The sequence below is a fragment of the Larkinella humicola genome (assembly GCF_008727875.1).
In the GTDB taxonomy this organism is placed as follows: Bacteria; Bacteroidota; Bacteroidia; order Cytophagales; family Spirosomataceae; genus Larkinella; species Larkinella humicola.
On the sequence record NZ_VTWS01000003.1, the window covers coordinates 623,527 to 634,569 of the forward strand.

Consider the following 11,043-nt stretch of genomic DNA (forward strand, 5'->3'; position numbering starts at 1 on the left):
CTAGTCAACCAGGTTTACTAAAACAAGATTCGTATAACTTTTCCTAAAAATGGCAACAGAACAAACCACACCCGTAAAAAAGTATCTCCCCCGTCTGCTCGTGTTGGTCGTTGTGGTGGCGGCTGCTTTCTACGGTTTTCAATCGTATCGCTATAATCAACAGTACGAAACGACCGATAACGCCCAAATTGAGGGCAACACGGCTCCGGTTCTGGCGCGGGTTGCCGGGTATGTGCAACAGGTTGGCATTGAAGATTATGCCGCCGTCCGGCGCGGTCAGGAGCTGATCACCGTCGACCCGCAGGAATATGAAGTGGCGCTGCAACAGGCGGAGGCTGATTACCAGCAAACGCTGGCCGATATTCAAACCGCCCGGGCCGATTTGCAAAATGCCCAGGCCAGTTTCCGTAATGTGCAGCAAAATCTGAAAGTCACCCAGTCGAATGCCAATGTGCAATCACTGCGCGTCTCGAAAGCCGCCAACGACCTCAAACGCGACGAAAATCTGTACAAAGGCCAGTCGCTGACGCAAAAGCAACTGGAAGACAGCCGCAACAACTCCGAGGTTCAGGCCCGGCAATTCGACGCCAACGTGCAGCAGATCGGGCTGGCCAAAACCTCCGAAGCCGTTGCGCAGGCCTCCATTGCAAAGGCTCAGGCCAACATTCTGAAAGCGCAGGCGCTGCTGAAAGTGAAACAGGCCGCCATCGACAACGCCAAACTCCGGTTGGGCTACGCCAAAATTACCGCTCCTATCGCCGGTAAGATCGGCAAGAAAAACGTGGTGGTTGGTCAGTATGTGCAGCCTGGCCAGAACCTGTTCACCATCGTCAACGATTCGACGTTCTGGGTGGTGGCCAATTTTAAGGAAACGCAACTGCAACACATGCGCGTCGGGCAACCGGTCGACGTGAAGATCGATGCGTACCCGGATCTGGAAGTCAAAGGCAAAGTCGTTTCGCTCTCGGAAGCGACCGGGGCCAAATTTGCCCTGCTGCCCGCCGACAATGCCTCCGGCAACTTTGTAAAAGTAACGCAACGGGTTCCGGTGAAAATTGAAATCGAAAATCCGGCGAAATACAAAGATCTGCTACGCGCGGGTTTGAGTACGGACGTAGCCGTGAAAGTGCAATAAGATGGCATCAGCAGGATTCAAAAAGTGGATTATCGTCATCACAACCGTATCAGCAGCCATTCTGGAGCTGATCGATACGTCGATTGTCAACGTCGGGATCACCCAGATGGCGGGCAATCTCGGCGTCACGATTGAAGACATTTCGTGGGTTGTCACGGCCTACGCGATTGCCAACGTGATCATCATTCCGATGACCGGTTTTCTCCAGAACTATTTTGGCCGGAAAACCTACTACATCGGTTCCATCATTCTCTTTACGATTGCGTCCTATTTCTGCGGGATTGCCGACAATCTGTGGACGCTGGTGGCATTCCGTTTTTTGCAGGGAATCGGCGGGGGCGCATTGCTCTCGACCTCGCAGGGCATTATGTACGACGCGTTTCCGCCCTCGCAACGCGCCATTGCCTCGGCTCTTTTCGGGATGGGTATTGTGATGGGTCCTACCCTAGGGCCTACCCTGGGCGGCTACATCATCGACAATTACCACTGGAGCTGGATGTTTTTCATCAACGTTCCGATCGGGATTCTGGCGGTTTTTCTGTGTTCGACCTTTATCGACAAACAGCCGTCCGAATACAGCATCGATCGCAGTACGATCAAGATCGACCAGATCGGGATTCTGTTGCTGGCCGTGGGCGTCGGGAGTTTGCAGTATGTGCTGGAACGGGGCGAGGCCGACGACTGGTTCGACGACCGCGCCATTCTGTACCTGACCATCGTAGCCATCATTTCCATTCCGCTGTTTCTGTGGTGGGAATTGAAAACCAAGAGTCCGGTGATGGATTTACGGGTGGTGAAAAACCGCAATCTGGCCGTCGGTTCGGTGCTGGTGTTCATCATCGGCTACGGTTTGTTCACCTCAATTTTGCTGTTTCCCCTGTTTGCCCAGCGGATTGTCGGGTATACGGCAACCAAAACCGGGAACATCCTGATTCCTGGCGGAGCGGTGGCGTTGATCATGTTCCCGGTGGTCGGGCGATCGATGGCGGCTGGCGTTTCTCCCCGCATTTTCGCCATTCTCGGCTATCTGGCGTTCATTCTTTTCTGCTACATGATGTCGAACCTCAACGCAGACGCCAGCGAGCGCGATTTTACGTGGGCATTGCTGGTACGCGGGGCCGGTTTGGCGATGATCAATGCGCCGTTGATCAACCAGTCGATTTCGACCTTAAAACCGTCTGAACTGCCGACCGGTATTGCCTTCACCAACATGGTGAGGCAATTGGGCGGAGCCTTCGGGGTTGCGATCACCAACACGTACATCGCCCAGCGCAGTGCCGTCCACCGCAACGATCTGGTTTCGAACCTGCAACCCGGTGATGCGTTGACCACCGACCGGTTGAATGCGATGGCCCAGAGCCTGGCATCCCGGGGCATGAATGCATTCGACTCCGTTACAGCAGCCTACCGAAACATGGATGCGCTGATTTCCAAACAGGCCCTGATGGTTTCGTATCTGGACACGTTCCGACTCGCCGGGCTCTTTTTCGTGGTGACCCTTCCGCTGCTGTTTCTGATGCAGAACAAAAAAATGGACCCCGCAGCCGCCAAAGCCGCAGCCGATGCTGCCCACTAAACATCTCACCCCCCCCAATCGAAACACCCCCAACCCCCTAAAGGGGGCTTTCAAAACAGAGGTTTTAGCCCCCTTTAGGGGGTTGGGGGTGTTTCGAAATCTGTTAGAAACTAATTTTCAGGTAGTTGCTCACACTAATAAAATGAAAAAGTTAAGCCTATTCATAGTTACCGCCTTAATCACAAACCTTGCAGAAGCCCAGTCGATTCCGGACGACTTGCGGGGGCTTATCAATCAGGCCAACACCAATTATCCGCGTCTGAAAGAGCAGCAGCAACAGCTCCGGGCGGGCGAGGTACACGTGGCCATTGCCCGTTCGGCCTACCAGCCCAACATTACCGGCAACGGTATTTATCAGTATGTTACGCCTGTCGCAAAGGCCACTTTGCCGGTTAACGGCCAGGACGCCACGATTCAATTTCAGCCCAATCACAACGTCAATGCGAACATCGGCATCGGACAAACCCTGTACGACTTTGGCCGGACGGATGCCAGCATTAAACAAGCCGTCGATCAGGTGCAGTTGCTGCGCCGAAATCTGGAGCTGACCCGGCAAAACCTGGGTTATCAGGTGGCTGCGGTTTATTACGGCATCGGCTTTCTGGAAAAAAGTATGGTCGTGCAGGATTCGGTTATTAAAGTTGCGCAAGGCAATATTCAGATTTTTGCCAACCGCTTACAGAATGGCGAAGCGTTACAGTATGATTTGCTGACGCAACAGGTTCGGTTGAAAACCGCCCAGAATCGAAAAATTGATCTGCAAAACAATCTGGAGCGGCAACGGGCGTTATTGACGTATCTGACCGGCGATCCAAATCCGGCCATCAGCCCTGTTGCCGTCCAGTTCGATGCACAGGTTCAGCCATTCACACTGGAAGGAAGCCTGCAAACGGCTCAATCAACAAATAAAGAAGTACAACTAGCGCAAGACCGGGTAAGGGCGGCCCAAACCGATGTGTTGGCCAACGACCGCAGTGGACGGCCTAACCTGAGTTTTAACGGTTCAGCGGGGTACAAAAACGGGTATTTACCGGAAATTGGCGCGCTGAGGTTTAACGTAGCCGCCGGGGTCAATCTGACAATACCGATTTATGCCGGCAAACGATACAGCTTGCAAAACCAGGCCGCCCGTCTGAATCTGGACGCCAGCCGGTATGCCGTTGAGAACGCCAACGCCCAGTTGCGGCAGAGTCTGGAACAATTGAATGCTGATATTCGGAGCAACCAGCAACGGTTACAGAACCTGGAAACGCAGGTGTTACAGGCCCGGAAAGCGCTCGAAATTGCCCAGATCCGGTTAACCTCCGGCGTCATTACACCCGTTGAATTGCAGAGCGCAGAAACCGGTGTGGAAGAAGCGGAACTGGCCCGATTGAACTATCAGTACCAACTATTACTCAATCATTTGGAGTACAAACGATTGCTGGGCGAAAATTTATAGGTACCGGAAACGAAAAGTTGATTGTCTGGCAAACTAAAAAAGAAAACAGACGGTTCTTTCAGCGTGGCCACGTACACAAATAGCCGCTCTCACACACCAGCAGATGCTCGTCTGCACGACTAGACAACCTGAAAACAGTTTACGACTATGAAAGATCGCGTAACCAACATCCTCAAGAACTTCGGCATCAAGGAATCGGCCATTCATCCTACCGTTCACTTTACGCGCGACCTGGGCCTCGACAGCCTGGACACAGTTGATTTGATTATGCAGTTGGAACAGGAATTCGGCGTTCGGATTCCCGACGAAGATTACTCGAAACTGACCACTTTTCAGGGCGTTGTTGACTATTTGCAGACGGAGCAGCACGTTGCCATGCAGGACTAAGCCAGCCTAAAAAATAGCATATGAAACGAGCCGACGTGCGATTCCGGAAGGAGATGCGCGTCGGCTCGTTTTTTGGCTACACTTCCATACTGACCAGCGCACTACCCCGCAAAACCGGGATGACGTCGTACAGATCGTGCTGCAAACAGTAAATAATGTCTTTGTGAATGCTAAGCCGGTGGAGCCGCCGGACGTGGGAAGAAGGTGCCAGATACGCGGGTAAATCGTTTTTCGCTTGGGCATACAGCCGCAAGGCCATCAGCCCGCTGTCTTCCGGAACCATGTATTCGTCCTTCAGCCGCTCGATCAGCGCCCCGGCAAACAGGGTATCTTCCAGATTGACGCGCCCTTTCCAGCCCGCACACAAGATCAGAACATCGTAGCGTTCGCCCTGAAGAAACCGCACCACGGCTTCCAGATTCAGGAATGACCCGACGAGCACCTTCACGGCATTTCGTGAACGCGTGATAGCATAGGTGCCGTTGGTGGTGGTCATGGCGATGTTGGCGCCGATCAGCCGCTCGTCCATGTAGCTGAACGGCGAATTGTCCAGATCGAAACCGTCCACTTTTTTGGCGTTTCGTTCGGCTGCGGCCAGATAGCCCCGGCCCTGCAATTGGCTGCACTCCTCGACCGTTGCCACCGGTGTGATGCTGTTGACCCCGTGGGCAAAGGCCGTCACCATACAGGAGGTAGCCCGGAACACGTCCGCTACGACAACAATGGAATTTTCGAGGGAATCGGTATGCAGGTGGAGTAAATCGGGAGTCAGGCAGACGTCAATGGTTTTCATACGGGGAGGGATGGGAACACAGATTGTGCGGATCAAAACTGATTTTTATCTGTGCAAATCCGCACAATCCGTGTTCCCATCTACGTTAATTTTTTACAAAAGGTAATTTCACGACTTGCGCCTTCAACAGCCGGTCGCGGACTTTGACAAATAGTTCGGAACCCGGTTTGCTGTATTCCGTCGGAACGTAGCCCATGCCGATGCCCTTGCTGAGCGTGGGCGACTGGGTGCCGGACGTGACTTCACCGATGCGGTTTCCATCAGCGTCGCAAAGCTCGTAATGGCTCCGCGGAATGCCCCGGTCGATGAGTTCAAATCCGACCAGTTTCCGTTTCAAACCGTCCTTCTTCTGATTTTGCAGGTTTTCGGAATTGACAAACGGCTTGGTAAATTTCGTCACCCAGCCCAAACCGGCTTCCAGCGGAGAAATCGTGTCGTCTACGTCGTTTCCGTAGAGACAATAGCCCATTTCGAGTCGCAACGTATCCCGCGCGCCCAATCCGATGGGCTGGATGCCGTAAGATTCGCCGGCTTTCATGATCGCATTCCAAACAGCTTCGGCCTGTTCGTTGGCCACGTAAATTTCAAAACCGCCCGCACCGGTGTAGCCCGTTGCCGAGACAATGACGTTGGGAAAACCGGCAAAATCCGTTTTTTCGAAGGTATAATACGACATCGACTCCAGCAGGACGTTGGTCAGCGGTTGCAGTGCCTGAGCCGCCAGGGGCCCCTGAACGGCGAACAGACAGGTGCCGTCCGAGATGTTGATCATCTCCAGGCCGCTTTCGAAATCGTTCTGGCTCTGGATCCAGTTCCAATCTTTTTCGATGTTCGACGCATTTACCACCAGCATATATTCTAACTTGCTGATCTGATAAATGAGCAGATCGTCGACCACACCCCCCTGATCGTTGGGCAGGTAGCTGTATTGCACTTTGCCGTCGTAGAGCAGCGAGGCATCATTGGCCGACACTTTCTGAATCAGATCAAGGGCTTTTTCACCTTTCAAAATGAACTCACCCATGTGGGACACATCGAAAATTCCGACGGCATTGCGGACGGTCTGGTGCTCCAGAAGATCGGACGAATACCGCACCGGCATCAAAAATCCGGCAAACGGCACCATTTTTGCCCCAAGTTGTTCGTGAATCGTTTCGAGCGGTACGTGCTTTAAATCCATAAAACGGAAGAATTGTGAATGCGATTCGGATTCCGGTTCAACGCATTGATCGCGCTCTTTATCCATTCACCCGAATTACAAAACTACCGAATTGTTGACGGTTTTCCATGTATACGACCACCTGCTGCCGGTTTCTGTTTGCCTTTGTTTTTTTATTCAGCCCTGTATGGATGCTTGCTCAAACGACTATCAAGGGACAAGTTCAGATTGACAGCACGAACCAGCCGGTTTCCTACGCGCTGATCAGCGAGCCACAGCACCGGTTTGGCACCTACGCCGACGCGCAGGGACGGTTTTCGGCCCGGATTCCGGAGGGCATCGACACCCTTCTGATTAGCTGCGTCGGTTTTGAGAACCTGATGCTGCCGCTGGCCGGTTTGTCGGACAGCACGGCGGTTTACCGGCTACGGGCCAAACCGAACGTGCTGACCGAAATTGTGGTTCGGGGCCGAAAACCGAAGGTGGTGGCCGTTGGGGCCATTCGGAAGCGCGCGCCGATTGTCTGGGGCAACTGCTCGGGCCGGAACATCGAGTTTGCGCTGCACGTTCGCAATGTCAAAGGCATTCGGGGCTATTTGCACCGGGTTTCGTATCTGATTGCACGCGGGGGCGTGGCGACGGCACCGTTTCGGGTGCGCGTCTACGCCAACGCGGACGGCGAACCGGGCGAGGACCGGCTGCCTCAGAGCGTAGTGACGGCGGCCCGGCGGGGCAACGCTTGGTGCGAGGTCGATCTGTCGCGCTACCAGATTGAATTTCCGAAAGAAGGTCTCTTCATCGCGATGGAATGGCTCCCGACCAACGAAGACCGGTATAAATTTGCGACCTCGTTCAAAATGCCGGACGGTCAGAAGAATGTGCGGGAGTGTTTCGGGCAATACCTGGCCTTTAACCGGGAGCTACGAACGGCAACCTACTGGGAGCGCATCAACGGCGGCACCTGGCGACGCAACGCGCCCCTCTCGCGGGTGGGAATAGGCGAGCATCCGGTGATTCAGGCGAAGATTGCGCTGGAGTGATATAATTTTAAATCACAGTTGTTCACTATAAGTAAACTTCTTTCGATACAGCGATGTTCAACATAATAGCGCGTCGTACGTTACTGGATTATTGCAGGTTGTATCCACAGGCCGCTAACGCGTTGAAACAATGGTACGCGGAACTACAAGGGCGGGAATTTGCTAACTTCAATGAATTGAAATCCGTCTACGGTAATGTTAGTGTTGTTGCTGATGACCGAGTAGTTTTTAACATCATGGGCAATAAATACCGGCTGGTGGTTCGAATGGTATTCGATTATAAAACCATCCAAATCAAGTGGTTTGGTACGCATGCAGAATACGATAAAATTGATGTGACAACAGTACAATACCAGAAACTATGAAACTAAAGCCTATTAAAACTGAACAGGAATACGACAAAATGATGACATGGGTAGACGAACAATTTGATAGAAAGCTGCAACCAGATAGCGCCGAAGGAGAAATTTTGCAAGTTGCCTTATTGCTGATAAAAGCTTACGAAGATGAGCATTATCCCATTCCAGCTCCCGATCCCATTGAAGCTATTCGACTCAAAATGGAAGAAAAAGGGGTTAGAAATAAGGATTTTGTTGGAAAGCTGGGCAGCAAAAGTTACATCTCAGCCGTATTAAATAGGCGTAAACCGCTAACGCTGGCCATGGCAAAATTCTTCCACAAAGAGTTAGGAATACCGGCCAGTGTATTGCTGGCTTAAGAAAACAGCACTTATTGATTAGGCGGAGTTAATCGTTATGCGACCGGAAGACCCCTGGCAATTTCCTTTTACCTTATTCAAGCAAACGCCCTGACTCGATTGGTCAAGGCGTTTGCAATCAGAGAACCGGCGTAGCGTCAACTCGCCAGAAAGTTAACAGCCTGTTTCAGGGTGCGCTCGTTCCCGGTTTCGGGGTCGCTATACGACCGCTCACCCACCTCGATCGTTAATTCTTTCCCCATCAACTGTTTGGTATCGAGTTCTTTGCCTTCCTGGGCTTTGATCCCAACCTGATCGAACAGGCTGATGATCGCGGGCATACCCGCCGGGGATTGATAAAACCGGTGGGAAACGTAACCCGATTCGTTTTCAAACCGGACGGCAAAGAACGGAATGCCTTTGCGTTCGCTAACGCCCTCCTCAATGTGCGTGATCGTAACGGTTTGCCGGCCATTGGCCAGTACCGCTTTGTCCTGCCCTTCTTCTACTGCGATTTTCATAGCGTTGATTGTATCGTATATTTATATCATACAACCGACTAAAAGCAAGAGTTGTTTAAATCTTCAGGCTTTAAGGTGACAAAAAATGCTTTTTCGATGGAAATAGCCCTAATTTGGATCATTTTTTATATTTTAGATATATTATAAATTTTGGAACAACAAGTTTTTACGATTCGCCCAACCGGAAATCCTTTCAATCAGTTTTTATATCCTTTTCCTTCAACGAACGCTTTCTGATGGTATACTTATCTTCTATCAATTCATGTGGATCGTTTTTTCATTACTGGCCGCTTTAGCTTCCGCTGTCGTGGTGACATTGTCTAAAGCGGGCATCAAGCAGGTCGATTCCAGCCTGGCGTTTGCGATCCAATCGGTTTGCATCCTCCTGGTGTCGTGGGGCGTTGTGATCGGGCAAGGCAATCTGCCGGACGTCAGTCGCATTGAACGGCGGGTCTGGATTTACCTGATCGCTGCGGGCATCATCACCTGCGTCTCGTCACTGCTCACATTTCGGGCGTTGAAGTTAGGCGATGCCTCCCGCACGTCTCCACTGGACAAAATCTCGCTGGTGTTTACGATTATCCTGGCGGTTATCTTCCTGAAAGAAAAAATCAACTGGCAAGTCATTGCGGGCGCCGTCCTGATGGCCGGTGGGGCCGTACTGATCGCCCTGTCGAAGGAGTAGCATTCAATCCTTCGCCGGTTTCGCGCCGGGCAGGCGACTTTTCAGAAAAGCAATCTGGCCCCGGTGGTTCGATTCGTGCTCGCAGACGTGGAACCATTTCCAGTAGGTATTGACAGGTTGCTGTTTCGACCAGACCGGGTCGAGCGCCAGCAGCCACTCATCATCTTTGGTTTTTAGCAGGTTCAGCGTTTTATCACGCACGGCAGCCAGTTTGTCCAGGTAATAATTCACCTCGTGGCCTTTGATCTCTTTCCGCCCGGCATCGCCCAGCGCCATCGCGGCCCCCCATTCCTTTTTTTCCTCCTCGTTGAATTCCTGCCGTCCTTCGAATGTATTGATCTGGTAGAACTTATCCGTTGCCCCCAGATGCAGCAACAAACTGCCGATGGTGTTGGCGTGGGCATCGAACAGAAAATCGAGTTGGGCCTTCGTCATCCCTTTCACCGAACGGATGATGGTGTCCCGGTTGTAGTTCAGCATCGAAACGAGCGTGCCAATTTGGGGACTGTAGCCCTTCAACGGCCCGATCACGAGCAGGTTGTCTTCCGGAGCAAAACCGTGGGCGGTGGGAGAAAGCAGCCCCGGCAGGCTGAGCCCTGCCGTTAAACTACCATTCAGAAAGGTTCGACGCGAAATGAGAGAATTCATATCCGTAGCGTTTACATGTGAGATGGTGAGCCGGTTGCAGTAGCAGTTGCCTGGCTACCCTAAATTACGCAATCTTTCTCTATTTTCTACACAAACCCGCAGGCAATGATCACGTAAGTGTCTCTTCAACAGCACACTGCTGCAATCTGGTCTGATAGAAGTCGTACAGATACAATCCGATCAACTCGTGACCAATCGCGTTCAGATGACCCGAATCGCCGGTGATGAAATACTGTTTCTGAGCGCGAATGTAGAGGTGTGTATCCAGCACCGAAACGCCCTTCTGCCGACCAATCTGACAAAATAGTTGCCGACCCCGTTGCCGGAGCCAGTACGTGACGGGGTCGAGGTGCGGAAACGGAGTCAGCAAAACCACTTTCCGGCGATGGGCGTGCAAGGCATGCATGACATTGCTCAATTGCTGTCCTACTTCGTTCAGCCGCTCCACGTTCCGGGTCATGTCCAGTGCTTTCAGCGCCATGATTTTAATGCCGGTTTTTAGCCGTTTGCCGAGGGTATTCGGGCCGGTTGGAAAGGGAGCCTGCGATTGGCTCCGCAAGGTGACAATCCGGACAGGCGTTGTCCACTTGATGGGGTCCGGTTTCGGGCCAGCCGTCTGCATCCGGTTTTTGAGGAGGGTTTTAAACGCCGACGGATGCTGGAGCCGGTAGTTGCCCAGTTGGAGCAAAATGAGGTCGTACTGATCCAGATTCAGGTTACGCACCAGCGAAGCGGCAACAGGTAAGTCGAAAGGGGTGTAATAATCAATTTCCACATACGCACCGATCTGCTCCAGACGCCGGCCAAATTGCTCCACAAAACTCTGTCCGGGGCGCACACCATAGCCATAGGTGTGGCATCCGCCAATTACCAGCATCCTCATTCGTTTAGTACGGTAGTCAGGTTGTATTCTCTTTCCTGTCCTTACGCCAGCGCACGGATGAGCGTTGCAGATGGTCGC

General features: G+C 52.4%; 13 protein-coding genes. 8 read left to right on the forward strand and 5 right to left on the reverse strand.

Features of this window, described 5'->3' with window-relative positions; all coding sequences use genetic code 11:
* Window positions 1-49: 49 nt before the first annotated feature.
* The 4 genes from F0P93_RS14695 (at window position 50) to acpP (ending at window position 4,539) form a co-directional block, all read left to right on the forward strand.
* A complete protein-coding gene (locus F0P93_RS14695; protein ID WP_150877109.1) occupies window positions 50-1,135 on the forward strand; it encodes an HlyD family secretion protein in 1,086 nt (361 codons plus the stop codon).
* 1 nt (window position 1,136) lies between these two features.
* The gene (locus tag F0P93_RS14700; protein ID WP_150877111.1) at window positions 1,137-2,711 is read left to right on the forward strand and encodes a DHA2 family efflux MFS transporter permease subunit; all 1,575 of its coding nucleotides are present in this window, start codon (window positions 1,137-1,139) and stop codon (window positions 2,709-2,711) included.
* Between the two features lie 142 nt (window positions 2,712-2,853).
* Window positions 2,854-4,152 (forward strand): TolC family protein, encoded by a 1,299-nt coding sequence (locus F0P93_RS14705; RefSeq protein ID WP_150877113.1) that lies wholly within the window; start codon window positions 2,854-2,856, stop codon window positions 4,150-4,152.
* Window positions 4,153-4,299: 147 nt separating this feature from the next.
* Window positions 4,300-4,539 carry an acyl carrier protein gene (gene acpP, locus F0P93_RS14710; protein WP_114406463.1) on the forward strand — a complete coding sequence of 80 codons (240 nt, stop codon included), beginning with the start codon at window positions 4,300-4,302 and terminating at the stop codon, window positions 4,537-4,539.
* Between the two features lie 76 nt (window positions 4,540-4,615).
* Here the strand turns inward: acpP and F0P93_RS14715 are convergent, their stop codons facing one another.
* Together F0P93_RS14715 and gcvT are read right to left on the reverse strand one after the other, a co-directional pair.
* Complete coding sequence (locus F0P93_RS14715; RefSeq protein WP_150877115.1) at window positions 4,616-5,332, reverse strand: 2-phosphosulfolactate phosphatase; 717 nt, start codon at window positions 5,330-5,332, stop codon at window positions 4,616-4,618.
* 85 nt (window positions 5,333-5,417) lie between these two features.
* Entirely contained in the window at window positions 5,418-6,512 is a 1,095-nt protein-coding gene (gene gcvT, locus F0P93_RS14720) for a glycine cleavage system aminomethyltransferase GcvT (RefSeq protein WP_150877117.1), read from the reverse strand.
* Window positions 6,513-6,682: 170 nt separating this feature from the next.
* Between gcvT and F0P93_RS14725 the strand changes: the two genes are divergently transcribed.
* From F0P93_RS14725 to F0P93_RS14735, 3 genes are read left to right on the forward strand one after another with little or no spacing between them, the layout of a single operon-like run.
* A complete protein-coding gene (locus F0P93_RS14725) occupies window positions 6,683-7,531 on the forward strand; it encodes a carboxypeptidase-like regulatory domain-containing protein (RefSeq protein ID WP_191908821.1) in 849 nt (282 codons plus the stop codon).
* A gap of 53 nt (window positions 7,532-7,584) precedes the next feature.
* Window positions 7,585-7,896 carry a type II toxin-antitoxin system HigB family toxin gene (locus F0P93_RS14730; RefSeq protein WP_150877121.1) on the forward strand — a complete coding sequence of 104 codons (312 nt, stop codon included), beginning with the start codon at window positions 7,585-7,587 and terminating at the stop codon, window positions 7,894-7,896.
* On the forward strand, window positions 7,893-8,249 hold the full coding sequence (locus F0P93_RS14735; RefSeq protein WP_150877123.1) for a helix-turn-helix domain-containing protein: 357 nt from the start codon (window positions 7,893-7,895) through the stop codon (window positions 8,247-8,249). Before F0P93_RS14730 ends, F0P93_RS14735 begins: the two co-directional genes overlap by 4 nt.
* Before the next feature lie 137 nt (window positions 8,250-8,386).
* Here F0P93_RS14735 and F0P93_RS14740 read toward each other — a convergent pair whose 3' ends face one another.
* Window positions 8,387-8,749, reverse strand: a complete 363-nt coding sequence (locus F0P93_RS14740; RefSeq protein ID WP_150877125.1) for a hypothetical protein — start codon at window positions 8,747-8,749, stop codon at window positions 8,387-8,389.
* Window positions 8,750-9,011: 262 nt separating this feature from the next.
* Here F0P93_RS14740 and F0P93_RS14745 point away from each other — a divergent pair, with 262 nt between their 5' ends.
* A complete protein-coding gene (locus tag F0P93_RS14745; protein ID WP_150877127.1) occupies window positions 9,012-9,434 on the forward strand; it encodes an EamA family transporter in 423 nt (140 codons plus the stop codon).
* Window positions 9,435-9,437: 3 nt separating this feature from the next.
* Here the strand turns inward: F0P93_RS14745 and F0P93_RS14750 are convergent, their stop codons facing one another.
* Together F0P93_RS14750 and F0P93_RS14755 are read right to left on the reverse strand one after the other, a co-directional pair.
* Entirely contained in the window at window positions 9,438-10,082 is a 645-nt protein-coding gene (locus F0P93_RS14750) for a DinB family protein (RefSeq protein ID WP_191908822.1), read from the reverse strand.
* Window positions 10,083-10,191: 109 nt separating this feature from the next.
* Window positions 10,192-10,965 (reverse strand): SGNH/GDSL hydrolase family protein, encoded by a 774-nt coding sequence (locus F0P93_RS14755; RefSeq protein WP_150877129.1) that lies wholly within the window; start codon window positions 10,963-10,965, stop codon window positions 10,192-10,194.
* Between the last annotated feature and the right edge of the window lie 78 nt (window positions 10,966-11,043).

Bases quoted from the DNA above. Each gene is read 5' to 3' on its own strand.
- F0P93_RS14695 (WP_150877109.1), top strand. From the start codon at position 50: ATGGCAACAGAACAAACCACACCCGTAAAAAAGTATCTCCCCCGTCTG.
- F0P93_RS14700 (WP_150877111.1), top strand. From the start codon at position 1,137: ATGGCATCAGCAGGATTCAAAAAGTGGATTATCGTCATCACAACCGTA.
- F0P93_RS14705 (WP_150877113.1), top strand. From the start codon at position 2,854: ATGAAAAAGTTAAGCCTATTCATAGTTACCGCCTTAATCACAAACCTT.
- acpP (WP_114406463.1), top strand. From the start codon at position 4,300: ATGAAAGATCGCGTAACCAACATCCTCAAGAACTTCGGCATCAAGGAA.
- F0P93_RS14715 (WP_150877115.1), bottom strand. From the start codon at position 5,332: ATGAAAACCATTGACGTCTGCCTGACTCCCGATTTACTCCACCTGCAT.
- gcvT (WP_150877117.1), bottom strand. From the start codon at position 6,512: ATGGATTTAAAGCACGTACCGCTCGAAACGATTCACGAACAACTTGGG.
- F0P93_RS14725 (WP_191908821.1), top strand. From the start codon at position 6,683: ATGCTTGCTCAAACGACTATCAAGGGACAAGTTCAGATTGACAGCACG.
- F0P93_RS14730 (WP_150877121.1), top strand. From the start codon at position 7,585: ATGTTCAACATAATAGCGCGTCGTACGTTACTGGATTATTGCAGGTTG.
- F0P93_RS14735 (WP_150877123.1), top strand. From the start codon at position 7,893: ATGAAACTAAAGCCTATTAAAACTGAACAGGAATACGACAAAATGATG.
- F0P93_RS14740 (WP_150877125.1), bottom strand. From the start codon at position 8,749: ATGAAAATCGCAGTAGAAGAAGGGCAGGACAAAGCGGTACTGGCCAAT.
- F0P93_RS14745 (WP_150877127.1), top strand. From the start codon at position 9,012: ATGTGGATCGTTTTTTCATTACTGGCCGCTTTAGCTTCCGCTGTCGTG.
- F0P93_RS14750 (WP_191908822.1), bottom strand. From the start codon at position 10,082: ATGAATTCTCTCATTTCGCGTCGAACCTTTCTGAATGGTAGTTTAACG.
- F0P93_RS14755 (WP_150877129.1), bottom strand. From the start codon at position 10,965: ATGAGGATGCTGGTAATTGGCGGATGCCACACCTATGGCTATGGTGTG.